This window comes from Kitasatospora sp. NPDC058218 (assembly GCF_042882445.1).
In the GTDB taxonomy this organism is placed as follows: domain Bacteria; phylum Actinomycetota; class Actinomycetes; order Streptomycetales; family Streptomycetaceae; genus Kitasatospora.
In genome coordinates, this window is record NZ_JBHVWC010000019.1 from 39,809 (window position 1) to 62,864 (window position 23,056).

General features: G+C 72.3%; 21 protein-coding genes and 1 pseudogene. 6 read left to right on the forward strand and 16 right to left on the reverse strand.

Annotated features, from left to right (window positions below; translation table 11 throughout):
• Positions 1-414: pseudogene (locus ACFVYI_RS14380) on the forward strand (hypothetical protein); the annotation flags it as partial.
• Positions 415-717: 303 nt separating this feature from the next.
• On the forward strand, positions 718-2,988 hold the full coding sequence (locus ACFVYI_RS14385) for a glycosyl hydrolase family 18 protein (protein ID WP_387884913.1): 2,271 nt from the start codon (positions 718-720) through the stop codon (positions 2,986-2,988).
• Positions 2,989-3,019: 31 nt separating this feature from the next.
• Here the strand turns inward: ACFVYI_RS14385 and ACFVYI_RS14390 are convergent, their stop codons facing one another.
• From ACFVYI_RS14390 to ACFVYI_RS14440, 11 genes are all read right to left on the reverse strand, one after another.
• Complete coding sequence (locus ACFVYI_RS14390; RefSeq protein ID WP_387884916.1) at positions 3,020-3,730, reverse strand: spermidine synthase; 711 nt, start codon at positions 3,728-3,730, stop codon at positions 3,020-3,022.
• Positions 3,731-3,820: 90 nt separating this feature from the next.
• The gene (locus tag ACFVYI_RS14395) at positions 3,821-4,858 is read right to left on the reverse strand and encodes a YeiH family protein (RefSeq protein WP_387885084.1); all 1,038 of its coding nucleotides are present in this window, start codon (positions 4,856-4,858) and stop codon (positions 3,821-3,823) included.
• Between the two features lie 13 nt (positions 4,859-4,871).
• Positions 4,872-5,438, reverse strand: coding sequence for a cysteine dioxygenase (locus tag ACFVYI_RS14400; RefSeq protein WP_387884919.1), 567 nt, complete (start codon positions 5,436-5,438; stop codon positions 4,872-4,874).
• An 86-nt stretch (positions 5,439-5,524) separates the two neighbouring features.
• The gene (locus tag ACFVYI_RS14405; RefSeq protein WP_360643733.1) at positions 5,525-6,439 is read right to left on the reverse strand and encodes a LysR family transcriptional regulator; all 915 of its coding nucleotides are present in this window, start codon (positions 6,437-6,439) and stop codon (positions 5,525-5,527) included.
• A 118-nt stretch (positions 6,440-6,557) separates the two neighbouring features.
• Positions 6,558-7,421, reverse strand: coding sequence for an amino acid ABC transporter permease (locus tag ACFVYI_RS14410; protein WP_387884922.1), 864 nt, complete (start codon positions 7,419-7,421; stop codon positions 6,558-6,560).
• Complete coding sequence (locus tag ACFVYI_RS14415) at positions 7,418-8,062, reverse strand: amino acid ABC transporter permease (RefSeq protein ID WP_387884925.1); 645 nt, start codon at positions 8,060-8,062, stop codon at positions 7,418-7,420. The genes ACFVYI_RS14410 and ACFVYI_RS14415 overlap by 4 nt, the downstream gene beginning before the upstream one ends.
• Positions 8,063-8,074: 12 nt before the next feature.
• A complete protein-coding gene (locus ACFVYI_RS14420; protein WP_387885087.1) occupies positions 8,075-8,953 on the reverse strand; it encodes a glutamate ABC transporter substrate-binding protein in 879 nt (292 codons plus the stop codon).
• Positions 8,954-8,977: 24 nt separating this feature from the next.
• The gene (locus tag ACFVYI_RS14425) at positions 8,978-9,706 is read right to left on the reverse strand and encodes an amino acid ABC transporter ATP-binding protein (protein WP_387885091.1); all 729 of its coding nucleotides are present in this window, start codon (positions 9,704-9,706) and stop codon (positions 8,978-8,980) included.
• A 38-nt stretch (positions 9,707-9,744) separates the two neighbouring features.
• Positions 9,745-9,990, reverse strand: a complete 246-nt coding sequence (locus ACFVYI_RS14430; protein ID WP_387884928.1) for a LapA family protein — start codon at positions 9,988-9,990, stop codon at positions 9,745-9,747.
• Positions 9,991-10,112: 122 nt separating this feature from the next.
• A complete protein-coding gene (locus ACFVYI_RS14435) occupies positions 10,113-11,885 on the reverse strand; it encodes an ABC transporter ATP-binding protein (protein ID WP_387884931.1) in 1,773 nt (590 codons plus the stop codon).
• Between the two features lie 43 nt (positions 11,886-11,928).
• The gene (locus ACFVYI_RS14440) at positions 11,929-13,701 is read right to left on the reverse strand and encodes an ABC transporter transmembrane domain-containing protein (RefSeq protein ID WP_387884933.1); all 1,773 of its coding nucleotides are present in this window, start codon (positions 13,699-13,701) and stop codon (positions 11,929-11,931) included.
• 304 nt (positions 13,702-14,005) lie between these two features.
• On the opposite strand from ACFVYI_RS14440, the gene ACFVYI_RS14445 reads away from it, so the two are divergent.
• Positions 14,006-14,872: an aldo/keto reductase gene (locus ACFVYI_RS14445; RefSeq protein WP_387884935.1), complete on the forward strand. Its 867-nt coding sequence runs from the start codon at positions 14,006-14,008 to the stop codon at positions 14,870-14,872.
• A gap of 132 nt (positions 14,873-15,004) precedes the next feature.
• Here ACFVYI_RS14445 and ACFVYI_RS14450 read toward each other — a convergent pair whose 3' ends face one another.
• Positions 15,005-15,901 carry a MarR family winged helix-turn-helix transcriptional regulator gene (locus ACFVYI_RS14450; RefSeq protein ID WP_360643754.1) on the reverse strand — a complete coding sequence of 299 codons (897 nt, stop codon included), beginning with the start codon at positions 15,899-15,901 and terminating at the stop codon, positions 15,005-15,007.
• Positions 15,902-16,293: 392 nt separating this feature from the next.
• Between ACFVYI_RS14450 and fabG the strand changes: the two genes are divergently transcribed.
• Both fabG and ACFVYI_RS14460 read left to right on the forward strand, forming a co-directional pair.
• Entirely contained in the window at positions 16,294-17,061 is a 768-nt protein-coding gene (gene fabG / locus ACFVYI_RS14455; RefSeq protein ID WP_387884938.1) for a 3-oxoacyl-ACP reductase FabG, read from the forward strand.
• Positions 17,062-17,293: 232 nt separating this feature from the next.
• A complete protein-coding gene (locus ACFVYI_RS14460) occupies positions 17,294-18,079 on the forward strand; it encodes a phosphatase PAP2 family protein (protein ID WP_387884940.1) in 786 nt (261 codons plus the stop codon).
• On the opposite strand, the gene ACFVYI_RS14465 is transcribed toward ACFVYI_RS14460, so the two are convergent.
• Positions 18,030-18,218 carry an I78 family peptidase inhibitor gene (locus ACFVYI_RS14465; RefSeq protein WP_360643763.1) on the reverse strand — a complete coding sequence of 63 codons (189 nt, stop codon included), beginning with the start codon at positions 18,216-18,218 and terminating at the stop codon, positions 18,030-18,032. The two genes, ACFVYI_RS14460 and ACFVYI_RS14465, sit on opposite strands and share 50 nt — an antisense overlap.
• 75 nt (positions 18,219-18,293) lie before the next feature.
• On the opposite strand from ACFVYI_RS14465, the gene ACFVYI_RS14470 reads away from it, so the two are divergent.
• Positions 18,294-18,566: a DUF6343 family protein gene (locus ACFVYI_RS14470; RefSeq protein ID WP_387884942.1), complete on the forward strand. Its 273-nt coding sequence runs from the start codon at positions 18,294-18,296 to the stop codon at positions 18,564-18,566.
• Between the two features lie 67 nt (positions 18,567-18,633).
• Here the strand turns inward: ACFVYI_RS14470 and ACFVYI_RS14475 are convergent, their stop codons facing one another.
• From ACFVYI_RS14475 to hpnH, 3 genes are all read right to left on the reverse strand, one after another.
• The gene (locus tag ACFVYI_RS14475) at positions 18,634-20,040 is read right to left on the reverse strand and encodes an aspartate aminotransferase family protein (protein WP_387884944.1); all 1,407 of its coding nucleotides are present in this window, start codon (positions 20,038-20,040) and stop codon (positions 18,634-18,636) included.
• The gene (dxs, locus tag ACFVYI_RS14480; protein ID WP_387884947.1) at positions 20,030-21,940 is read right to left on the reverse strand and encodes a 1-deoxy-D-xylulose-5-phosphate synthase; all 1,911 of its coding nucleotides are present in this window, start codon (positions 21,938-21,940) and stop codon (positions 20,030-20,032) included. Before dxs ends, ACFVYI_RS14475 begins: the two co-directional genes overlap by 11 nt.
• Before the next feature lie 90 nt (positions 21,941-22,030).
• Complete coding sequence (gene hpnH / locus ACFVYI_RS14485) at positions 22,031-23,056, reverse strand: adenosyl-hopene transferase HpnH (protein WP_387884949.1); 1,026 nt, start codon at positions 23,054-23,056, stop codon at positions 22,031-22,033.

The window sequence follows — 23,056 nt, forward strand, 5'->3', positions numbered from 1 at the left end:
AAGGGCACGCCCGTGATGGTGCCGCCGCCGGACTTCAACCCCTTCGCCCCGCTGCCGCCCGACACCCTCACCGCCCCCGAGGCCGCACCACCCGCCGTCCAGGCCGTCGACCCCTTCGGCACGGTGACGGCCGACCAGCCGAACGACCCGTTCGGGACCACCGTCCCGCAGCAGCCCGCGGCCGTCCCGCCGCCGCCCACGGCCCCGCCGGCCGTTCCCGCGCCGACCGTCACCCTGCCGACCGCCGACCCGGCGGCCGAGGACGGGCCGGACGACCCGGAGCGCCGGCCCAAGGGCACGCCCGTGATGGTGCCGCCGCCGGACTTCAACCCCTTCGCCCCGCTGCCGCCCGACACCCTCACCGCCCCCGAGGCCGCACCACCCGCGGCGCCGGAGACCAGCCCCTTCGGCTGAGACCGGCCCCCTCGACCGAGCACGGCCCCGCCGGCGGCCGCCCCACCGGGGGCGCCCGCCGGCGCCGTGCCGTCCTGCCATGTTCACCACCACCAACTGGTACAGACCTATTGCCAGTTGCCGACCGGCTCCCTACCCTCGGGGAGCACAGGATCCTCACGGCACCCCGACGGCCCGAGGTCTCCGGTTCCGCGCCGCCCACGGCCCGGAGCTCCCGCACGCTCGCTCCACGCACCTGACACCTCCCCACAGGTAACGGGGCGACCCGGCATGCCCGGAGGCCCCAGGACAGGAGCCACACCCATGCGCAGACGTCGGATCAAGCTGCCGCTGCTGGCCGCCGGGACCCTGATCGTCCCGCTGCTCGCCGTCTCCCTGCCCAGCACCGCCGCCCACGCCGCCGGGTCCGCCACCGCGGCCCTCACCAAGGGCAGCGACTGGGGCAGCGGCTACGAGGGCAGTTACACCATCACCAACGGCTCCGGCACCGCCATCAACGGCTGGACCCTGGAGTTCGACCTGCCGGCCGCCAACACGGTCGCCTCGCTCTGGAACGCGAGCTACACGACGGCGAGTTCGCACGTCACGGTCAAGAACCCCGGCTGGGCCGCCAACCTCCCGCCCGGCGGCACGTACAACTTCGGCTTCAACATCGCCTATTCGGGCACTTACAAGCCGCTGCTCAACTGCAAGCTGAACGGCCAGCCGTGCGACGGCACCGGCGGCGACCAGAGCGCGCCGACCGTCCCGGGCAACCTCCAGGCCGGCACCACCACCCAGACCACGGTCGACCTGTCCTGGACGGCGAGCACCGACAACGTCGCGGTCACCGGGTACGACGTGTACCAGGGCGCCACCAAGGTGGCCACCACGGACGGCAGCGCCACCGGCGTCACCGTCCAGGGCCTGACCGCCGGCACCGCCTACCAGTTCACCGTGCAGGCCTTCGACGCGGCGGGCAACCACTCGGCCGCCGCCGGCCCGGTGAGCGCCACCACCAAGCCGCCGACCGACCCGGACAAGCAGGCCCCGAGCACGCCCGGCACGCCGGTCGTCACCGGCTCGGACGCCAACAGCATCTCGCTCACCTGGGGGGCCAGCACCGACAACGTCGACGTCACCGCCTACGACGTCTACAACGGCACCGCGCTCGCCGCGACCGTCACCGGCACCTCCGCCACCGTGGGCAACCTGGCACCGGACACCTCGTACACCTTCACCGTGAAGGCCCGCGACGCGGCCGGCAACGTCTCCCCGGCCTCGAACCCGGTGAGCGGCAAGACCCAGCCCGGCGGGAGCAACCCCGGCGCGCTGAAGATCGGCTACTTCACCCAGTGGAGCATCTACGCCCGCGGCTACAGCGTGAAGCAGCTCGACACCTCCGGCTCGGCCGGCCGCCTCACCACGCTCAACTACGCCTTCGCCAACATCCACCCGACCACCAAGCAGTGCTTCATCACCAACAAGGCGGCCGGGCCGGACAACGACCCGAACGCGGGCGACGGCGCCGGTGACGCCTGGGCCGACTTCGGCAAGGGCTGGGACGCGGGCAGCTCGGTGGCCGGCACCACCGACACCTGGGACCAGAAGCTGGCCGGCAACTTCAACCAGTTGAAGCAGCTCAAGGCCAAGTACCCCAACCTCAAGATCCAGATCTCGCTGGGCGGTTGGTCGTACAGCAAGTGGTTCTCCGACGCGGCCGCCACCGACGCCTCCCGCAAGGCGCTGGTCAGCTCCTGCATCGACATGTACATCAAGGGGAACCTGCCGGTCATCGACGGGCGCGGCGGCGCGGGCAGCGCGGCCGGCATCTTCGACGGCATCGACCTCGACTGGGAGTGGCCGGCCTCCGGCGGGCACGACGGGAACATCTTCCGGCCCACCGACAAGGCCAACTACACCCTGCTGGCCCAGGAGTTCCGCCGCCAGCTGGACGCGCTCGGCACCACCACCGGCAAGCACTACACGCTGAGCGCCTTCCTCCCGGCCGACCCGGCGAAGATCACCGCGGGCATCGACATCCCCGGTCTGTTCGGCGCCTTCGACTTCGCCACCATCCAGGGCTACGACTACCACGGCGGCTGGGAGATGAGCACCAACCAGCAGTCCGCCGTCAAGCTCGCGGCGGGCGACCCGAGCACCCCGGACCGCCAGTTCAGTTCGGAGATCGCCATCGGCGCCTACGTCACCGGCGGCGCTCCGAAGAGCAAGCTGACCCTGGGCATCCCGTTCTACGGACGCGGCTGGACGGGCGTGCCGCGCGGCACCACCAACGGCCTCTTCCAGCCCGCCACCGGCCCCGGCCCGGGGACCTACGAGGCCGGGTTCGAGGACTACAAGAAGCTCAAGCAGATGGCCACCGGCGGCGGTTACACCATCTACCGGGATCCGGTGGCCGGCCACGCGTACATCTACAACGGGTCCGTCTTCTACACCTACGACGACCCGATCGAGATCGCCCGCAAGACCGCCTGGATCAAGTCCCAGGGGCTGGCCGGCGCGATGGTGTGGGCCTTCGACGGTGACACGCCCAACGGCGAGCTGATGGCCGCGGTGGACAACGGCCTGAAGTAACGCGGAGACCCCGCCTGGCCCGGCGAGCCGCTCAGTCGGCGCGGCGGGCCAGGTGGACCACGTCCGGCACACCCCGGGCGACCGCGACCTCGTGGGTGGCCACGTCCGAGAAGCCCGCCGCGCGCAGCGCCTCCTCGAAGGCCGGGGAGGGCTGCGCGCTCCAGACCGCCAGCACCCCGCCGGGCCGCAGCCGGTGCCGGAGCACCGCCAGCCCGTCGGCGCCGTAGAGCCCGGCGTTGGAGTCGGTGACCGTCCAGTCCGGACCGTTGTCGATGTCCAGGCAGAGCGCGTGGTAGCGCTCGCCGTCGGCCGCCGCCAGGTACTCCAGCAGGTCGGTGTGGAGCACCGCCACCCGCTCGTCCTCCAGCGCGCCGGCCGAGAAGGCGCCCAGCGGACCGCTCCGGTGCCAGTCGATGATCGCGTTCTCGCGCTCGACGATCGCGATCCGGCCCCAGCGCGGCTCGGCCACCGCGTACGCCAGCGAGAAGCCCACGCCGAGCCCGCCGATCAGCACCGCGGGCCGCTCCACCGCGGTGCCGGTCCGGTCCAGCTCGTCCAGCGCCGCCTGGATCAGCAGCCGCTCGGAGCGGCCGTCGGCGGTGTCCATCAGGAAGCAGCCGTTGGCGATGATCTCGAACTGCCGTCCGCGCCGGCGCAGGACCACCTCGCCGAACGGACCCTCCCGCCGGTCGAGCGTGACAACGGCCTCCTGGCCGTCCCGTTCGGGCAGTGCGGTGGACATGCGGCGCTTCCTCCCAGGTGCGGGTGCGGGTGCGAACGGCTCGGCGAACGAGCACCCGCCCGACAATAGCGGAGGCCCCGGCCCGACCGGTCACGTCGTGATCAGCACCCCCGCGTAGCTGACACCCGCGACCATCACCCAGGAGGCCAGGCCCAGCAGGGCGATCCGCCCGCCGGTTCGCAGCAGGGTGGGCAGGTGCACGGCGCTGCCGAGGCCGAACAGCGCGGCCGCCAGCAGCAGCTCCTGCGCGTCCCCGGCCAGGGTGAGCGCCCGTTCGGGCAGGACGCCGGTGGTCCGCAGCACGATCATCGCGAGGAAGCCGGCCACGAAGAGCGGCACGATCGGCGGCCGCTTGCCGACGGTCGCGGTGGCGCCCCGGCGCGAGCGCCGCACCGCGACGGCGACCCCGGCGACCAGCGGCGCCAGCAGCACCACCCGCATCAGCTTGACCAGGACCGCCTCGCGCAGCGCGCCCGCGCCACCGGTCTGCGCGGTGGCGACCACCTGGCCGACGTCGTGCACGCTGGCACCGACCCAGCGCCCGAACTCGGCCTCGCCGAGCCCGAGCGGCTGGTGGAGCAGCGGGAGGACGGCGATGGCGAGGGTGCCGCAGAGGGTGACCAGCGCGACGGAGGCGGCGACGTCCTCCTCCTCACTGCCGGCGGCCTGGCTGACCGCGCCGATCGCCGAGGCCCCGCAGATCGAGTACCCGGTGGCGACGAGCAGCGGCTGGTCGCCGGGCAGGCCGAGCCGGCGCCCGAGCCAGATGGTGCCGGCGAAGGTGGCGGCGACGACGGCGATCACCATGGCGACGGTGGCCCAGCCGAGGCCGACCACGTCGCCCAGGCCGAGCTTGAGTCCGAGCAGGACGATGCCGAGCCGCATCAGCCGCCGCCCGGCGGTGGAGAGGCCGGGCCGGGCCACCCCCCGGACCACCGGCCGCAGTCCGGGCAGGTGGGCGGCGGCCATGCCGAGCACCACGGCGGCGGTGAGCTTGGGCACGGCGGGGACGGCCTGGTGGACGGCGAGCGCGGCGGCCACGCCGAGCGCGGCGAGCAGCAGCCCGGGGGCATCGCCGCCGAGCGGGGGCAGTGCGCGGGTGCGGACGCCGCGGTCCCGAATGGTCAGTGCCACGGCGCGCTCACCGCTGGTCGTCGGCGGGCAGCCGGTAGACGCGCCGGATGCTGGTGCCCAGCCGGGCGACGTCGGCGCCGTAGACGTGGATCGAGATGGCGGTGGAGGAACAGGCGTTGCGGACGAGGTGGATGTCGCCGGGTGGGGCGAAGGCGGCGACGGTGCCGGCCGGGCCGACCACGTGCTCGGTCTCCACCAGGTGGGCGGTGCGCCCGTCGGAGACCAGCCGGTAGCGGGTCTCGCTCTCCTGGCCCCGGTGGACGCCGGCCACGCACCAGGACACGTGGTCGTGGATCGGGGTCTGCTGGCCGGGCAGCCAGACCAGGGCGACGACGGAGAAGCCGCCGTCGGCCTCGGCGTGCAGGACGTGCTGGCGGTAGCGCTCCGGATCCCCCTCGCGCTGCTCGTCGGTGAGCAGGTCGGCGTCCCCCAGGTGCGGGGCGAGCCGCTCGCCGACCAGGTAGGCGGTGAGTTCCGGCGGCAGGCCGCGGTCCACGACCGCGCGGATCTCGCCGACCAGGGCGGTCATTCGCTCGGTGAGCCGGTCGCTGCCGACCGTGGCTGAGGGTGTCATGCCAGCAGGTTCGACCCGGCCGACCCATCACGTCCAAGGAGGGTTCTTTCGCGTTCTCCCAAAGCCCGCTTATGGGTCGGCGGGGATCAGCAGCCGACCCTCGCCGCCGCCGCGGACCGCAGCTGGTCCAGCACCAGCGCGGTGGCCGGGATCCGGCGGTGCTCACGGAGCACGTACGCGCTCACGTGCCGGCGCAGGTGCGGCTCGACGGCGCGCCCGGTGACCTTGCGGTGGCACATGAAGGAGAGCACCAGCGCGGGCATCAGCGCGATCCCGACCCCGGCGGCGACCAGGCTCTGCACCGCCAGGTTGTCGTCGGTGGAGAAGACGATGTCGGGTGCGTAGCCCTCCTCCGCACAGACGTGCAGCAGGTTGGCCCGACAACGCGGGCAGCCGGCGATCCAGCGTTCGCCGTCGAGGTCGGCGAGCCGGACGGCGTGCCGGCGGCCCAGCGGGTGGCCGACCGGCAGCAGCACGGTCAGCAGGTCCTCCATCAGCGGTATCTCGTCCAGCTCGGGCGGCAGCTCGACGGCGGCGCCCGGGTAGCGGAAGGACAGCGCGATGTCGCACTCGCCGCGCAGCAGCCGCTGCACGGAGTCGGGCGGTTCGGCCTCCAGCAGTTCGACCCGGACGCCGGGGTGGTCGGCCAGCAGCCGCGCCATCGCCTGGGGTATCAGGGTCGCGTTGGCGCTCGGGAACGCGCAGACCCGGACTCTCCCGGCGCGCAGCCGGGCGAGCGCGGCGAGTTGCTGCTGGGCGGCGGAGAGGCTGCCGAGGATCAGCTCGGCGTGCCGGGCGAGTGCCTCGCCGGCCTCGGTGAGGCGCAGCCCGCGCCCGGCCCGGGTGAACAGCGGCACTCCGACGGACCGCTCCAGCGCCTTCATCTGCTGGGTGATGGCGGGCTGGGTGTAGCCGAGCTCGCGGGCGGCGGCCGAGTAGGAGCCGGCCCGGACGACCTCGTGAAAGGTCCTGATGTGCCGCGAGTCGAATACCGGCTCCACTGCCCCTCCCCCTGCCTGCTCCCCTGGTCCCAGGGAATCATAAGCAGACTTTGGAGGTCTCGGCGCTGATCCCGCTCGTACCTATGGTTCACCTGCGGAGCTTCCGCCCCGCCGGCTCCTACTCCTCCGGTGGCAGCCCGAGCACCAGCCCGGCCTCGGCCACCGGCGCGCCGCCCTGCGTGCTCGGGCTGCGCCGGGTGCGGCGCTCGACCCAGCGGGCCAGCCAGGAGAGCGCCAGACACATCCCGATGTAGATCGGCGCGATCACCATCACCACCGGGATGAACGGCAGGTCGTAGTCCAGGTTGGTGGCGATCAGCTTGCCCGCGTGCAGGAACTCCTCGTAGGTGATCAGGAAGCCCAGCGAGGTGTCCTTGAGCGCCACCACCAGCTGGCTGATGATGGCCGGCAGCATCGCCCGGTTGGCCTGCGGCACCAGGACGTACGACATCACCTGGGTCTTGCGCATGCCCAGCGCGTACGCCGCCTCGCGCTGCCCGGCGGGCACCGCCAGCACGCCGGCCCGGAACACCTCGGCCAGCACCGAGCCGTTGTACAGCACCAGGCCGGCCACCAGCGCCCAGAGCGGCTCCACCTTGAGCGCGACGAAGATGAAGAAGATCATCACCAGCACCGGCATGGCCCGGAAGAACTCGACCACCAGCGTGGAGAACCAGCGCACCACCCGGTGGTCGGAGAGCCGCCCGGCCGCGAACAGCGCGCCGAACGGCAGCGCGAACAGCACCGTCCACCCGAAGGCCTTGAGCGTGTTCCCCAGCCCGCGCAGCAGCAGCTCCTGCACGCCCTGGTACTCGAAGGCCATCCACTTCTGGTAGGTGAACTGGTTGGTGTGGAACAGCATGTAGACGATCCACCCGAGCAGCGCGGCGATCGCCAACAGGGCGATCAGGCCGTACAGCCGGTGCCGGGCGAGCGCCTTCGGACCGGGGATGTCGTAGAGCGCCGAGGCTTCCACCGTCATCGCGACACCGCCACTCGTCGTTCCAGCACGTTGAAGACGGCACTGACGGCCAGGGTGATGATCAGGTAGCCGACGGCGATCCAGACGAAGGTCCAGACGATGCTGTACCCCAGCTCGTTGATGGTCCGGTAGCTGCCGAGCAGTTCGGTCACGCTGAACGAGCCGGCGATCGCGGTGTTCTTGGCCAGCGCGATCATCACACTGCCGATCGGGGCGACCACCGACCGGTACGCCTGGGGCAGCACCACCAGGCTCATCGTCTGGCCGAAGGTCATGCCCAGGCTCCGGGCCGCCTCGCCCTGGCCTCCCGGCACGGTGTTGACCCCCGCCCGCATCGCCTCGCAGACGAACGCCGAGGTGTAGCAGCCGAGCGCGAGCACCGCGAAGGTGAAGAACGGCAGCGTGATGTCGAACCGCGGCAGGCCCAGCACCACGATGAAGAAGAGCAGGGTCAGCGGCGTGTTGCGCAGCAGCGTCACCCAGACCGTCCCGAACACCCGCAACGGCCGCACCGGTGAGACCCGGAAGCCGGCGATCAGCACCCCCAGCACCAGGGAGAGCACGGCACTCACCGCGAACAGCGAGAGGGTGCCGAGGAAGCCCTCCCAGTAGGTCGACCAGTTGTCGGTCAGCGTTTTCACGGCGCGGCCCTCTCAGTACCGGTCGATCGGCGGCGGGGTGGGCGCGGGCACCCCGGACAGGCCGAGGGTGGCGTCGTAGGCCTTCTTCCAGTCGCCGTTCTCCTCGTGGCGCGCCAGGGCGTCGTTCAGCGCGCCGCGCAGCACCGTGTCGTCCTTCGGCGTGCCGATCCCGTACGGCTCCTCGGAGAACAGCGGTCCGACCACCTTGAGCTCGTCCGGCACCTTGGCCGCGTAGCCCATCAGGATCGTGTTGTCCGTGGTGACGGCGTCCACCTGGCCGGTGATCAGGTTGTCCACGCAAGCCGAGTAGGTGTCGTAGCCGATCAGCCTGACCTCGGGGTACTGCTTCTGGATCCGCTGGTACGGGGTGGAGCCCGCCGCCGAACAGACCTTCTTGCCGTTCAGGTCCTGCGGGCCGTGGATGGTCTCGTCGTTCCTGCGCACCAGCAGCGACTGGCCGGCCAGGTAGTACGGCCCCGCGAAGCCGACCAGCTTCTTGCGGTTGTCGTTGATGGTGTACGTGCCGACGTAGTAGTCCACCTGCCCGTTCTGCAGGGCGGTCTCCCGGTTGGCGGAGGCGATCGTCCGGAACTCGATCCGGTCGGGGGCGAAGCCCAGGTCGGCGCCGACCATCTTGGCGATCTCGATGTCGAAGCCGGAGTACTGCCCGGTGGCCGGGTTCTTCTGGCCCAGGTAGGGCTGGTCCTCCTTGGCCCCCACCACCAGGTGGCCCCGGGCGCGCGCCGCGTCCAGGGTGGGCGAGCCGGTGATGCCGGCGCCGTCCTGCACCTGGTAGCTGGGCAGCGCGCTGGGCTGCGGTCCCTTCGGTGCCGGGGTGCCCTCCTTGCCGCAGCCGGCCAGCAGGGCGATCACGGCCGCGGCGGCGAGCATCCACTTCCTCGTCACGGCGCCGCCTCAGTGCTTGAGGATCTTGGACAGGAAGTCCCGGGCACGGTCGCTCTCCGGAGCGCCGAAGAAGTCCTCGGGGGCGCGGTCCTCGACGATCCGCCCGTCGGCCATGAACACCACCCGGTTGGCAGACGCACGGGCGAACCCCATCTCGTGGGTGACCACCACCATGGTCATGCCCTCGTGCGCGAGCTGGCGCATGACGTCCAGCACCTCGTTGATCATCTCGGGGTCGAGGGCGGAGGTGGGCTCGTCGAAGAGCAGCGCCTTGGGCTCCATGGCGAGCGCGCGCGCGATCGCCACGCGCTGCTGCTGCCCCCCGGAGAGCTGCGCCGGGTACTTGTCCGCCTGGGCGACCAGCCCGACCCGCTCCAGCAGGGCCCGGGACTTCGCGTCCGCCTCCGCCCGCGACCGGCCGCGGACCTTGATCTGCGCCAGCGAGACGTTCTGCAGCACGGTCTTGTGGGCGAACAGGTTGAAGGACTGGAACACCATCCCGACATCGGCGCGCAGCAGGGCGAGGCCCTTGCCCTCCTCGGGCAGCGGCCGGCCGTCGATCGAGATGGTGCCGGACTCGATCGGCTCCAGCCGGTTGATCGCCCGGCAGAGGGTGGACTTCCCGGAGCCGGAGGGGCCGATCACCACCACGACCTCGCCGCGCCCCACCGTCAGCTCGATGTCCTGCAGCACGTGCAGTTCGCCGAAGTGCTTGTTGACGCCGCGCAGCTCGATCAGCGGCTCGAAGGCCGGCGGCCCCGGCGCCGGCGCCGCCGTCACTTTCCGCGCCGCCCCTTCAGCAGCCAGCCCAGCGCGCCACCCGCGACGAGGGTGGCGAGCAGGGCGATCCAGAGCGGCGCGGTGACGGTGAACACCCAGAACTGGATCTTCACCTTGTCGAGGTTGGCGAACAGGAACCACACCGCGAGCACGACGATGACGCCGATCCCGATGTACCGGGTGGGGATGCCACCGATCTCGTTGCGCTTGGAGCCGGCCGAGCCGTCTGAAATCTTGGTCACACGCGCAGTCTGCGGGCCGGTCGGCCGACTTGTCCGGTTACGCGCCCGGGAGTAACCCGCACGGGGCAACCCTTCCCCGTGCGGGTTTGCGCGGCGTCACCGGGCGTCGGTGGGCCCGCCGGTCACCGCTCGTCCCGCCAGGACCGCCAGAGCGCCGCGTACGGACCGCCGGCCGCGACCAGCTCGGGGTGGCTGCCGTACTCGCTGATCCGCCCGCCCTCGACCACGGCGATCACGTCCGCGTCGTGCGCGGTGTGCAGCCGGTGCGCGATGGCGATCACCGTCCGGCCCTCCAGCACCCGGGAGAGCGAGCGCTCCAGGTGCCGGGCGGCCCTCGGGTCCAGCAGCGAGGTGGCCTCGTCCAGGACCAGGGTGTGCGGGTCGGCCAGCACCAGCCGGGCCAGCGCCAGCTGCTGGGCCTGCGGCGCGGTCAGTGCGGTGCCGCCCGAACCGACCTCGGTGTCCAGCCCGTGCGCCAGCGCGTCCACCCAGTCCCCGGCGTCCACCGCGTCCAGCGCGGCGCGCAGCTCGGTGTCGGCGGCGTCCGGCGCGGCCAGCCGGAGGTTGTCCCGCAGGGTGCCGACGAAGACGTGGTGCTCCTGGTTGACCAGCGCCACCTGGGCCCGGACCCGCTCGGCCGGCATCCGCGAGAGCGCCGCCCCGCCGAGCGTCACGGTGCCCCGGCCGGGTGCGTAGATCCCGGCCAGCAGCCGGCCCAGGGTGGACTTCCCCGCGCCGGAGGGCCCGACCAGCGCGACCCGGCTGCCCGGGGCGACGTCCAGGCTGATGCCGTGCAGCACGTCGGCGCCCTCGCGGTAGCCGAACCGGACGCCGTCCGCCCGGACGTGCCGGCCGTCCGGGTGGGCGTCCTCGTCGCTCTCGTGCTCCGGCACCTCGCGCACCCCGACCAGCCGGGCCAGCGAGGCCTGCCCGATCTGCAGCTCGTCGTACCAGCGCAGGATCAGGTCGACCGGGCCGGTCAGCGCCTGGGCGTAGAGCACCCCGGTGGTCAGCTGGCCGACGGTGATCCAGCCCCGCAGGGTGAACAGGCCGCCGAGCAGCAAGGTCCCGAGCACGGCCAGGGTGTAGACCGCGTCGATGGTCGGGAACCAGACCGAGCGCAGCCAGAGGGTGTACCGCTCCCAGGCGAGCCACTCACCGAGCTTGCGGTCCGTCAGCCGGACCCGCTCGTCGCCGAGGCGCAGCGTCTCGACCGTCCGCCCGGCGTCGACCGTCTCCGCGAGCACGGTGTTCACCGCGGCGTAGCCGGCCGACTCGTTGCGGTAGGACTGCGGGGCCCGCCGGAAGTACCAGCGGGAGCTCACCAGCAGCAGTGGCAGGCCGATCAGAGAGGTGAGCGCGAGCAGCGGCGAGGTCACCACCAGGGCGCCGATCACCAGCAGCAGCGAGACCACGGCGACGGCCAGCTCGGGCACCGCCTCGCGGACCGACTTGTCGAGCCGGTCGATGTCGGTGGTGCCCCGGGAGACGAGGTCCCCGGTGCCGGCCCGCTCCAGGACGCCGGTCGGCAGCGTCACCGACCGGACCAGGAAGTCCTCCCGGAGGTCGGCCAGCACGCGTTCACCGAGGACGCTGCCGCGCAGCCGCGACCACCAGGTGAAGGCGGACTGCACGACCAGCGCCAGCAGGTACCAGGCGACGGCGACCGCGATGGTGGACTCGGCGGTGCCGGTGGCCAGCGACTCGACCAGCGTGCCGAGCACCCAGGGGCCGACCAGCCCGGCCACGGTGGCCACCGAGTGCAGGCCCACCACCGCGGAGAAGCCGGCCCGGTGCCGCCGGGCGAGCAGCCGCAGGTAGGCCCGGACGGCGGTCGGGGAGCCGACCGGCAGGGTGGTGGCCGGCCCTTGCTCCTGATGGACGGGGGGCTTCATACGGTGCTCCTGGGCTGGGCGGGACGGCGGACGGGGGCGCGGTTCACACGCTCTCCCCGACGGCTGCCGGCTCCTCGTCGCGGGTGACCACGGCGCGGTAGGCGGGTTCGGTGTGCATCAGCTCGCGGTGGCGTCCCGCCGCGGCGGCCCGGCCGTCCTGGACCAGCACCACCCGGTCCGCCTGGTCGAGCAGCAGCGGGCTGGTGGCGAACACCACCGTGGTGCGCCCCTCCCGGCTCTTGCGCAGCCCGGTCGCGATCCGGGACTCGGTGTGGGCGTCGACCGCGCTGGTGGGCTCGTCCAGGACGAGCACCGGCGGGTCGGCCAGCAGCGCGCGGGCGAGCGCCAGCCGCTGGCGCTGGCCGCCGGAGAGCGAGCGGCCGCGCTCGGTGATCCCCGCCCGCATGGCGTCGCCCCCGCACTCGGGCGAGCCGTCGACCAGCGCGTCCAGGACGTCCTCGGCGCGGGCGGCGGCCAGTGCCTCGGCGGGCGTGACCCGGCCCGAGGCGGGGATGTCGAACAGCTCGGCCAGGGTGCCGGAGAGCAGCACCGGCTCCTTGTCGTGGACCAGCACCGCCGCCCGGGCCTCGGCCAGCGGGACGGCGTCCAGCTCGGTGCCGCCCAGCCGGACGGAGGACTGCGGCTGCTCGCCCTCACCCAGCGGGACGTGCCCGCCGAGCCGGCCGGCGAGCGCCCCGGCGAAGTCCGGGTCGCCGCAGACGACGGCGGTCAGCTCGCCGGCCCGGACGGTCAGCCCGGAGACCGGGTCGTACAGGTCTGCCTCGCCGGGCCCGGTCAGCACGGCCTCGGCGGTGCCGGTCGTCCGGCTGAGCGAGAGCACCCGGACGGCCCGCCCGGCGGAGACCCGGGCGACGCTCCAGGCGTGCGCGGCCTCGCCGAGGATGCGCAGCGGCGAGGCCAGGTAGGCGGTGGCGCCGTACACGGCGACGAGGGTGCCGATCCCGATCTCTCCGCGCGCGGCCAGCCGGGCGCCGTACCAGGTGACGCCGACCACGAACAGCCCCGGCAGCAGGACCTGCTGGGCCTGCATCAGCGACCAGATCCGGGCCGAGCGGACGGCGGCCGCACGGACCTTCTGGGAGGCCGCCCGGTAGCGGTCGAGGAACAGCTCCTCGCCGCCGATGCCGCGCAGCACCCGGAGCCCGGCCACGGTGTCGGCGGCCAGCTCGGTCGCCTTGCCGCCGAGCGCGCGCTGTTCGGAGTAGCGCCGCTCGAACGGGCCCAGCAGCGGCCAGACGGAGGCGGCCAGCACCGGGACGCCGAGCAGGACGGCGAGGCCGAGCACGGGCTCGGCGACCAGCACGGCGGCGCTGACCGCCAGCCAGACGATCACCGCGCCGCGGAGCCGGGCGACCAGCTCGACGTACCAGCCGATCTTCTCGACGTCCCCGCTGCCGACCGCGACGATCTCGCCGGTGGCGATCCGCCGGGACAGGCCGGCGCCGAGGTGGGAGGCCTGACGGGACACCAGCTGGCGGATCTGGGTGGCGGCGTGGATCCAGTTCCACACCGCCTGGCGGTGCAGCATGACGGCGCCGAGGGCGGCGACGGCGGCCAGGGCCAGCACGGCGGCGCCGGCCCACCGGATGCCAGCGGTGTCACCGTCCACGGCGGCCTGGACGCCCAGGCCGAGCGGGACGGGCAGGGCCGCCCGGCTGCCCATCTCCAGCAGCGACCAGCAGGTGGCGAGCACCTGCCCGCGCCGCTGGCTGCGCTGCAGCCAGCGCAGGAAGGCGAGGGGGGAGGAGAGGTCCGGGTCGCCGGGATCGGCCAGCGGCAGGGTCTTGAGCGGCATGACGCTCCGTTGCGGGTGGTACGGGCGATTGGCACGGACGTGCTCGTCGCGCGGTGGCGCCGGGAGCACGGGAGGAGGGGCCGGTGCGGTCACGGCCGGGGCAGGTCAGGAGGTCATGGCAGCGAGCCTGCCAAGCCGGGTGTGATCTGCGCAACAGGTTTTCCGCTGCGCGCGCCCCCTCGGTACAGCCTGCGCACGCTGGTACAACGCGTCGGAAAATTCTTTGGCGGGCCGGGAACAATCCGGACAAGGCGCCGGTTGATCCACTCGAACCATATGGACAACCAGGAGGGCACCCCTTCCCGTGAGCAGCATCCCCAGCGTCACCCTCAACAACGGCTCGCAGATCCCGCAGCTGGGCTTCGGCGTGTGGCAGGTGCCGGACGCCGAGGCCACGGCCGCCGTCCGCACCGCCATCGAGACGGGCTACCGCTCGATCGACACCGCGGCGATCTACGAGAACGAGGCCGGCACCGGCCAGGCGATCACCGAGGCGATCGCGGGCGGCGTCGTCGCCCGCGAGGACCTCTACATCACCACCAAGCTGTGGAACTCGGGCACCCGCGACTGGTCCGGCCCGCAGGGCCGTGACGCGGTGCTGCGCGAGTTCGACGCCTCGCTGGCCAAGCTGGGCCTGGAGTACCTCGACCTCTACCTGATCCACTGGCCGCGCCCGATGCACGGCAGCTACCTGAACGTCTGGAAGGCCTTCGAGCAGCTCCGGGCCGACGGCCGGGTCAAGTCGATCGGCGTCTCCAACTTCGGCACCGAGCAGCTCACCCGCCTGCTCGGCGACGCCTCCGTCGCCCCCGCGCTGAACCAGGTCGAGCTGCACCCGTACTTCCCGCAGGACGAGCTGCGCGCCTTCCACTCGCGGCACGGCATCGCCACCGAGGCCTGGAGCCCGCTGGGCCAGGGCAAGGAGCTGCTCGCCGACCCCGCGCTGGTGCAGATCGCCGAGAAGCACGGCCGCACGGTGGCCCAGGTGGTGCTCCGCTGGCACCTGCAGAGCGACATCGTCGCGATCCCCAAGTCGGTCACCCCGTCCCGGATCAAGGAGAACCTGGACGTGACCGGCTTCGAGCTGGACGGCGCCGACCTCGCCGCGATCGCCGGCGTCGCCACCGGCGTGCGGATCGGCCCGGACCCGCAGGAGTTCGACTGGAACTGACACCCTCGGTGAGCACCGCGCCGGTGCCGCGCCCCTGAGGGAGCGTCAACACCGAAGGCCGCCTTCCCACATTCGGGTCGGCGGCCTTCGGTACGTTGGCGAATCGTTTTGGCTGGAACTCGACGGCGAAGCCTAGAGCCTGGCCGCCTTGGCGATCAGCGCCATCGCGGGTTCGTGCTCGTCCTCGTCCAGCGGAGCGAGCAGCAACCGCTGGACCTGGGCGACGCCCGCCGCCGAGCGGTGCAGCAGGTCCTGACCCGCCGGCGAGAGCGACAGCAGGTTGCGCCGCCCGTCCGAGGGGTCGCGCCGGCGCTGCACGAGGCCGCGCCGGACCAGCCGGCTGACCATCTCGGCCATCGTGGCCTTGTCCAGCGAGGCCAGCTCCCCGACCGTGCGCTGGTCCGCGCCCGGTTCCAGTTCGAGGGCGTCGAGCACCGCGTACTGCGGCGCCGTCAGCTCCGAACCGACGTGCTCCGACCAGAGCTTGGTGTGCACCTGCTGGCTCACCCTGATCAGATAGCCGATCGCCCGCTGGGCGTCCAGCATCGGCCGCGCGTCGGTGAGGACGGCGACCGCAGCGGGTTCAAGCCTGGCTATCTTGGCCATCACCCGGACAATCTCCAGCTGCTCCTCGGCCGCGAGCGGCTCGAAGAGCGTGCGCTGCACGCGGACCACTCCGCCGGTGGCCTCGCGCACCGCCTGTGCGCCGCTCTGCGAGAGAGCGAGCAGTTTGCGCCGGCCGTCGGCCGGATCGCGGCGTCGCAGCACCAGGCCGCGCCGGACCAGCCGGGCGACCATCTCGGCCATCGTGGCCTTGTCCAGCGAGGCGCGCTCGCCGACCGTCCGCTGGTCAGCACCCGGTTCGAGGGCGAGGACCAGCAGAACGGCGAACTGCGGAGCCGTGAGATCGGCTCCGACGTGTTCGGACCACAGACGGGTGTGTACCTGCTGTGCAACGCGGATCAGGTGCCCGGGCGACTGCTGCAGTCGCGCGGACACGCGGGTCGTCGGGATCTCCCCCAGCACCATGTATCCGTCCCGATGTCACACCCGGTGTGTGTGGGACACCCGGGTGGGGCAGTAACGGCGAGTGGGCGTCCCGCTGTGAGGGAGGGCGCTCCAGCCGTGCAGCCGGTGGCTGCTGGCGGACACTATACAAACGGCTGGCCCTCGCTGGCAGGCGGGGGCGGATAGTAGACGCAGGTTCGGCAACATTGGCATATTTACGCGCCGTGCCGACCCGGCGGTAACCCGTTCGCAGGAGAAAGCCGACCGGCCGGTCCTTACCCTCGGTCACCTGCGTCTTCCGCCCTGGCCGCGCACCCTACTCGCCGGTAGGGTATGGCCCACTCAGCGGTCCACCCCCGCCGGGCGACTCCGCGGGAGCCTCCCGGCGAGATCCGAGAGAGACGAGAGCGAGCATGACCGAGCAGAGCACCGCCCCCAGGGTCGCCGTCGTCACCGGCGCCGCACGCGGCTTGGGCGCCGCCACCGCCGAGCGCCTCGCGGCGGACGGCTACGCCGTCGCCGTGCTGGACCTGGAGGAGGCGGCCGGCAAGGACGTCGTCGACCGGATCACCGCCGCCGGCGGGCGGGCCGTCGCCGTCGGCGCGGACGTCTCGGACGCCGGACAGGTGCAGGCCGCGGTCGACCGGATCGCCGCCGAACTGGGCGCCCCGGTCGTCCTCGTGAACAACGCGGGCGTGCTGCGCGACAACCTGATCTTCAAGATGTCCGAGTCCGACTGGGACACGGTCATGAACGTTCACCTGCGCGGCGCGTTCCTGATGACCCGCGCGGTGCAGAAGCACATGGTGGACGCCGGCTTCGGCCGCGTGATCAACCTTTCCTCGTCCTCGGCCCAGGGCAACCGCGGGCAGGCCAACTACTCCGCCGCCAAGGCCGGCCTGCAGGGCTTCACCAAGACCCTGGCGATCGAACTGGGCCGGTTCGGCATCACCGCCAATGCCGTCGCCCCCGGATTCATCGCCACCGACATGACGGCGGCCACCGCGGCCCGGGTCGGGATGGAGTTCGAGGAGTTCAAGCGCGCCGCCGCCTCGCAGATCCCGGTCCAGCGGGTCGGCGTGCCCGAGGACGTCGCGAACACCATCTCGTTCCTGGCCGGCGAGGGCGCCGGATTCGTGTCCGGCCAGGTCATCTACGTGGCCGGCGGCCCCCTCGACTGAGCCACCGAACCTACACAGGGTTACCACGGAGTGGGAACCGGCGAGGCCGGTCTCCCACTCCGTTCGCTTTGCCGGCCCTTGGGAATCCACGATCGAGTATCGCTCGGACATTCGATAAGAGAATGTCGGAAAATCAGACGGGAATGACGACGATCCGGTCATTCAAACGCCTCCCCGAAGAATTCCGGATTCCGCCGGGAGCCGCCCCGACCTGCTGGGTAGGGTCACCGGCGTGCAAGCGCCGAGTGAATTGCAGGAGAACCCGATCACCCCCCGGGGACTCCCACACCGCACCCCCGGAGAATCCGGCTGGCCACCGCTCGCCCGGCGGCGGATCGGCCTGCTGGCCCTCACCGCGCTCGGCTACCTGGTGGTGGTGGCGGGCGTCCTCCTCGACACCCCGCTGGTCGACCTCGACTGGACGGTGCGCCTCGCCCGCCCCTACGAACGGTGGCCCAGCCTCGAACCGCTGCTCGACAACTGGGTGGTGGCCGGGCAGCGCGGCCCGTCCGCCGTCGCGGCCTTCGCCTGGCTCGGCTGGCGGGCCCACCGGCTGCGGCGGCTGCGCCCGCTGCTGGTGACGGGCACCGCCCTGCTGCTGCTCAATGTCACGGTCGGCGCGGTGAAGATCGTCACCGGCCGGCTGGGCCCGCACTACGCCCACTACGTCGGCTCGCCCGAGCTCTTCTCGGGCGGCACCATATTCCCCTCCGGACACACCGCCAACGCCGTGGTCACCTGGGGGGTGCTGGCGTACCTGGCGGTCCGCTGGCGGCGCTGCGGCGCGGTGCTCGCGGCTGCCACCGCCGGCTCGGTCGGGCTCACCACCGTCTACCTCGGGACCCACTGGGTCACCGACGTGCTGGCCGGCTGGGCCGCCGGCCTGCTGGTGCTGCTCTCACTGCCCCTGCTGGAGCCCCTGGTGAGCGCCGTCGAGAGCCGGCTCGCCCGGCGGTACGGGCCCGCGCTCACCCCTCCCAGCTGCGTTCCACGACCCCGTCGCGCACCGCGAGGTTGAGCCGCCCCTCCCGGTGGTCCATGGTCATCATCGCCCCGGGCGGCAGCACCCGCACCGATGCCCAACCGTGCCGACGGGCCAGCTCCTCCGCCCGCTCCACCCGCAGCCCCGCGTAGCCCTCCGCGTCCGCTTCCGTCATCGCCCCTCCCCCGCTCGTGCCCCGGACGTACGCTGGAATCGTAGACCGCACCCGGCCGACGGGAGGTGCACGGGCATGCGAGCCACCACACCGCGGCGCTGGCGGAGCGGCACCGAACCCAGAACCGCCCGGAGCGACCTCAAACTGCGCTATCTGCTCTCGCTGACGTTCACACCGCTGTTCGCCATCGCCACGGTGGCCTTCGCGGTCTGGGCCGCCAACTCACCGGCGTACGGCGCGCCCAGCCGGGGCACCCTCACCGGATTCGCGGTGGCCTGCGGAATCCTCACCCTGTTCGCCGTCGTCGATCTCGTCGTCGTCATCCGGCGCCGCCGGACCGAGCTCTGACGCGGTATCTCCCACGGAGTGGGAAGTCGGCCCGCCCGACTTCCCGCTCCGCCGCCGCCGCGCACGCTCAGCGGTTGCCGACCGCCTGCTTCACCAGCGTCCGCCCGAAGTCCCACATCAGGCCGCTCCCGCGGTGCGCGTCGTCCATCACGTCGGTGAAGGCGTCGATGAAGCGGTCCACGTCCCGATCGGTGATGATCAACGGCGGGATCAGCTTGATCACCTCCAGGTGGTCCCCGGAGACCTGGGTGAGGATCCGGTGCCGCTGCAACAGCGGGACGACCACCATCTGCGCGAACAGGCCCTTGCGCGCCGCCTGCAGGGCCGTCCACCCGGTCCGCAGCTTCAGCGACTTCGGCCGGCCGAACTCGATGCCGATCATCAGGCCCCGGCCGCGGACCTCGGCCAGCAGCTCGTACCGGTCGACCAGCGCGGCCAGCCGCTCCCGGAACCGGTCCCCGACGGCGCGGGCGTTCTCCACCACCTTCTCGTCCCGCATCACCTCCAGGGTCGCCAGGCCCGCCGCCATCGCCTGCGCGTTGGAACCGAAGCTGGCCGAGTGGACCAGCACCCGGTCCATCGAGGAGTAGACCTTCTCGAAGATCCAGCTCTTGCCGAGCGTCGCCCCGACCGGCACGTACCCGCCGGAGAGCGCCTTGGCCGCGCAGACCAGGTCGGGCAGCACCCCCTCCTCGTGCTGGTAGGCGAAGAACTCCCCGGTCCGGCCGATGCCGGTCTGCACCTCGTCGCAGATCAGCAGTGCCTTGTGCTCGTGCAGCAGGTCCTGCGCCGCGCGCAGCCAGCCGGGCGGGGGGGCCAGGACGCCCTTGCCCTGGATCGGCTCCACGATCAGCGCCGCGACATCGCCCTTCTTCAACTCCTTGGCCAGTGCCCCGAGGTCGCCGAGCGGGATCGCCGTGTCCGGCAGCAGCGGGTCGAAGCCCTTGCGGAAGCCGCTCTCGCCGTTGACCGAGAGCGAACCGGTGGTCAGCCCGTGGAAGGCGTGGTCGGCGTAGAGCACGCGCCGGCGCCCGGTGGCGTAGCGCGCGAACTTCAGCGCCGTCTCCACCGCCTCGGTGCCGCTGTTGCCGAAGAAGACCCGGTCCAGCCCGGGCGCGTGGGAGAGCAGCCGCTCCGCGAGCAGACCGGGCAGCGGCGAACAGTCGAACCGGACGAGGTCGGGCAGGTCGAGGTCCATCACCTGCTGGACGGCCCCGCGCACCACCGGGTGGTGCCGGCCCAGCGCGAAGATGCCGAACCCGGCCAGCATGTCGAGGTACTCGTTCCCCTCCGCGTCATAGAAGTACGGGCCCTCGGCGCGCTCGTAGTACTTGTCGAAGCCGATGGTGTGCAGCATCCGCGGCAGCTGCGGATTGAGGTAGCGGCTGTGCAACTCGTACCGTTCGCCACCGCGCTCGGCGAGCAGGGCGGCGAGGTCGAAGCGGGGCTCGGTGCTGTCGGGGTCAGCCGGCATGGCGCTGGTTCGCTCCTCTGGTCGGTAGCAGGTTCTTGGCGAAGGCCGCGGTCTGCGCGGCGACCCCGGTGCCGGTCAGACCGGTCTCCTCCAGGATCTCGCCCCGGGCGGCGTGGCCGAGGAACTCCTGCGGCAGGCCGAGCACCCGCACCGGGACGTCCACGTCGGCGTCCCGCAGCGCCTGGGCGACGGCCGCGCCGACGCCGCCGGTCCGGCCGTTGTCCTCGACCGTGACGACCAGCCGGTGCGCGGCGGCCAGCGCGGGCAGGGCCGGGTCGACCGGCTTGACCCAGCGCGGGTCGACGACCGTCGCGGTGAACCCCTCGGCCAGCAGCAGCCGCGCCGCGTCCAGCCCGGCGGCCGCGGTGGTGCCCACGGCGACCAGCAGGATCTCCGGCAGCTCCCCGGTCCGCAGCAACACGTCCACCCCGCCGACGCGCTCCACGGCCGGGACGGCCGGCCCGATGTTCCCCTTCGGGAACCGGACCACCGTCGGCGCGTCCGCCACGTCCACCGCCTCGCGCAGCTGCGCCCGCAGCTGGTCGGCGTCGCGCGGGGCGGCCAGCCGCAGACCGGGCACGACCTGCAGGATCGACATGTCCCACATGCCGTTGTGGGAGGCGCCGTCCGGCCCTGTCACCCCGGAGCGGTCGAGGACGAAGGTCACACCCAGCCGGTGCAGGGCGACGTCCATCAGGACCTGGTCGAAGGCCCGGTTGAGGAAGGTCGCGTACACCGCGACCACCGGGTGCAGCCCGCCGGTGGCCAGCCCGGCCGCACTGGTCACGGCGTGCTGCTCGGCGATCCCGACGTCGAAGGTCCGCTCCGGGTGGGCCTTGGCGAACGCGCCGAGGCCCACCGGCTGGAGCATCGCGGCGGTGATCGCGACCACGTCCGGCCGCTCCGCGCCGAGCGCGAGCATCTCCTCGCCGAAGACGGACGTCCAGGAGACCCCGACGCTGGGCGAGATGGGCAGGCAGGTGTACGGGTCGATCGGGTTGACGGCGTGGAAGCGGTCCGCCTCGTCCTGCTCGGCCGGGCGGTAGCCGCGGCCCTTCACGGTCAGGCAGTGCACGATGACCGGGCCGCCGAAACCGCGTGCCTGGCGCAGCGCCTGCTCGACCGCGCCCAGGTCGTGGCCGTCGATCGGGCCGAGGTACTTGAGCCCGAGGTCCTCGAACATGCCCTGCGGGGCGAAGGCGTCCTTGAATCCCTTCTTGGCGCCGTGCAGCGCCTCGAAGATCGGCTGCCCGACCAGCGGGGTGCGCTGCAGCGCCCCCTTGCCGAGGGCGAGGAAGCGCTCGTACCCCTGGGTGGTGCGCAGCGTGGCGAGGTGGTTGGCGAGGCCGCCGATGGTCCTGGCGTAGGAGCGCTCGTTGTCGTTGACGACGATGACCAGCGGCCGGTCCCGGGCCTCGGCGATGTTGTTGAGCGCCTCCCAGGCGAGCCCGCCGGTGAGCGCCCCGTCGCCGATCACCGCGACGGTCTGCCGGTCGTACTGGCCGAGCAGCTGGGCGGCCTTGGCGAGGCCGTCGGCGTAGGAGAGGGCGGTGGAGGCGTGCGAGTTCTCGACCAGGTCGTGCTCGGACTCCGCACGCGAGGGATAGCCGGACAGGCCGCCTCTGGAGCGCAGTTTCGAGAAGTCCTGGCGGCCGGTGAGCAGTTTGTGGACGTAGCTCTGGTGGCCGGTGTCCCAGACGATCCGGTCGTACGGCGAGTCGAACACCCGGTGCAGCGCGATGGTCAGCTCGACCACGCCGAGGTTCGGGCCGAGGTGGCCGCCGGTCCGGGTGACGGCGTCGATCAGGAAGGCGCGGATCTCGTCGGCGAGGAGCGGGAGGTCGGCGGCCGGGATCTTCCGCAGGTCGGCCGGGGACGTGACGCCGGACAGGAGTGACATGTGTTCACCTCACGACTCGGAGCGGTGCTGTGGTGCCCCCCTGTGGTGGGACCGCCCGGCGCGGGGTGCCCCGTGCCGGGCGGCGTGCGGTCAGTGACCGCGGTTGGCACCGACGGTCTCGGTGAGCGCGCGCAGCGACTCCTTGAGCGAGCCCATGGTGGCGAGGACGGCGGTCGGCTCGTAGCCGCAGTGCGCCATGCAGTTGGCGCAGCGTGCGTCCTTGCCGCGGCCGTACTTGGCCCAGTCGGTCTTCTCGATCAGCTCGCGGTAGGTGGGCACGTACCCGTCGGCCATCAGGTAGCAGGGGCGCTGCCAGCCGAAGAGCGAGTAGTTGGGGATCCCCCAGGCGGTGCACTCGAAGTCGACCTTGCCCTCCAGGAAGTCCAGGAAGAGCGGGCTGTGGTTGAGGCGCCAGCGCCGCCGGTTGCCGCCGGCGAAGGTCTTGCGGAAGAGCTCCCTGGTCTGTTCGACGCCGAGGAAGTGCTCCTGGTCGGGGGCCTTCTCGTAGGCGAACGCCGGGGAGATCATCATCTCGTCGACCTTGAGGTCGTCGTTGAGGTAGTCCAGCACGTCGATGATGGTCTGCGCGGTGTCGGTGTTGAAGAAGGTGCTGTTGGTGGTGACCCGGAAGCCGCGCCGCTTGGCCTCCTTGATCGCCTCCACCGCCTCGTCGAAGGTCCCCTCCTTGGCCACCGAGGCGTCGTGCCGCTCGCGCAGTCCGTCGATGTGCACGGTGAAGGTGAAGTACGGCGAGGGGGTGAACTTGTCCAGCTTCTTGCGCAGCAGCAGCGCGTTGGTGCAGAGGAAGACGTACTTGCGGCGCGCGACCAGCTGGCGGACGATCTCGTCGATCTGCGGGTGCATCAGCGGCTCGCCGCCGGCGATCGAGACCATCGGGGCACCCGACTCCAGCACCGCGCCGACCGCCTGGGCGACCGGCATGCGCTGCTTCAGCACGCCCGCCGGGTGCTGGATCTTGCCGCACCCCTCACAGGCGAGGTTGCAGGCGAAGAGCGGCTCCAGTTCGACGATCAGCGGGAACTTGTCCCGGCGCTTGAGCTTCTGCTGCATGAGATAGGTGCCGACCCGCACGGTTTGGCGCAACGGCATGGCCAT

Bases quoted from the DNA above. Each gene is read 5' to 3' on its own strand.
- ACFVYI_RS14385 (WP_387884913.1), top strand. From the start codon at position 718: ATGCGCAGACGTCGGATCAAGCTGCCGCTGCTGGCCGCCGGGACCCTG.
- ACFVYI_RS14390 (WP_387884916.1), bottom strand. From the start codon at position 3,730: ATGTCCACCGCACTGCCCGAACGGGACGGCCAGGAGGCCGTTGTCACG.
- ACFVYI_RS14400 (WP_387884919.1), bottom strand. From the start codon at position 5,438: ATGACACCCTCAGCCACGGTCGGCAGCGACCGGCTCACCGAGCGAATG.
- ACFVYI_RS14410 (WP_387884922.1), bottom strand. From the start codon at position 7,421: ATGACGGTGGAAGCCTCGGCGCTCTACGACATCCCCGGTCCGAAGGCG.
- ACFVYI_RS14420 (WP_387885087.1), bottom strand. From the start codon at position 8,953: ATGCTCGCCGCCGCGGCCGTGATCGCCCTGCTGGCCGGCTGCGGCAAG.
- ACFVYI_RS14435 (WP_387884931.1), bottom strand. From the start codon at position 11,885: ATGAAGCCCCCCGTCCATCAGGAGCAAGGGCCGGCCACCACCCTGCCG.
- ACFVYI_RS14440 (WP_387884933.1), bottom strand. From the start codon at position 13,701: ATGCCGCTCAAGACCCTGCCGCTGGCCGATCCCGGCGACCCGGACCTC.
- ACFVYI_RS14450 (WP_360643754.1), bottom strand. From the start codon at position 15,901: ATGGTGCTGGGGGAGATCCCGACGACCCGCGTGTCCGCGCGACTGCAG.
- fabG (WP_387884938.1), top strand. From the start codon at position 16,294: ATGACCGAGCAGAGCACCGCCCCCAGGGTCGCCGTCGTCACCGGCGCC.
- ACFVYI_RS14465 (WP_360643763.1), bottom strand. From the start codon at position 18,218: ATGACGGAAGCGGACGCGGAGGGCTACGCGGGGCTGCGGGTGGAGCGG.
- ACFVYI_RS14470 (WP_387884942.1), top strand. From the start codon at position 18,294: ATGCGAGCCACCACACCGCGGCGCTGGCGGAGCGGCACCGAACCCAGA.
- ACFVYI_RS14475 (WP_387884944.1), bottom strand. From the start codon at position 20,040: ATGCCGGCTGACCCCGACAGCACCGAGCCCCGCTTCGACCTCGCCGCC.
- dxs (WP_387884947.1), bottom strand. From the start codon at position 21,940: ATGTCACTCCTGTCCGGCGTCACGTCCCCGGCCGACCTGCGGAAGATC.
- hpnH (WP_387884949.1), bottom strand. From the start codon at position 23,056: ATGGCCATGCCGTTGCGCCAAACCGTGCGGGTCGGCACCTATCTCATG.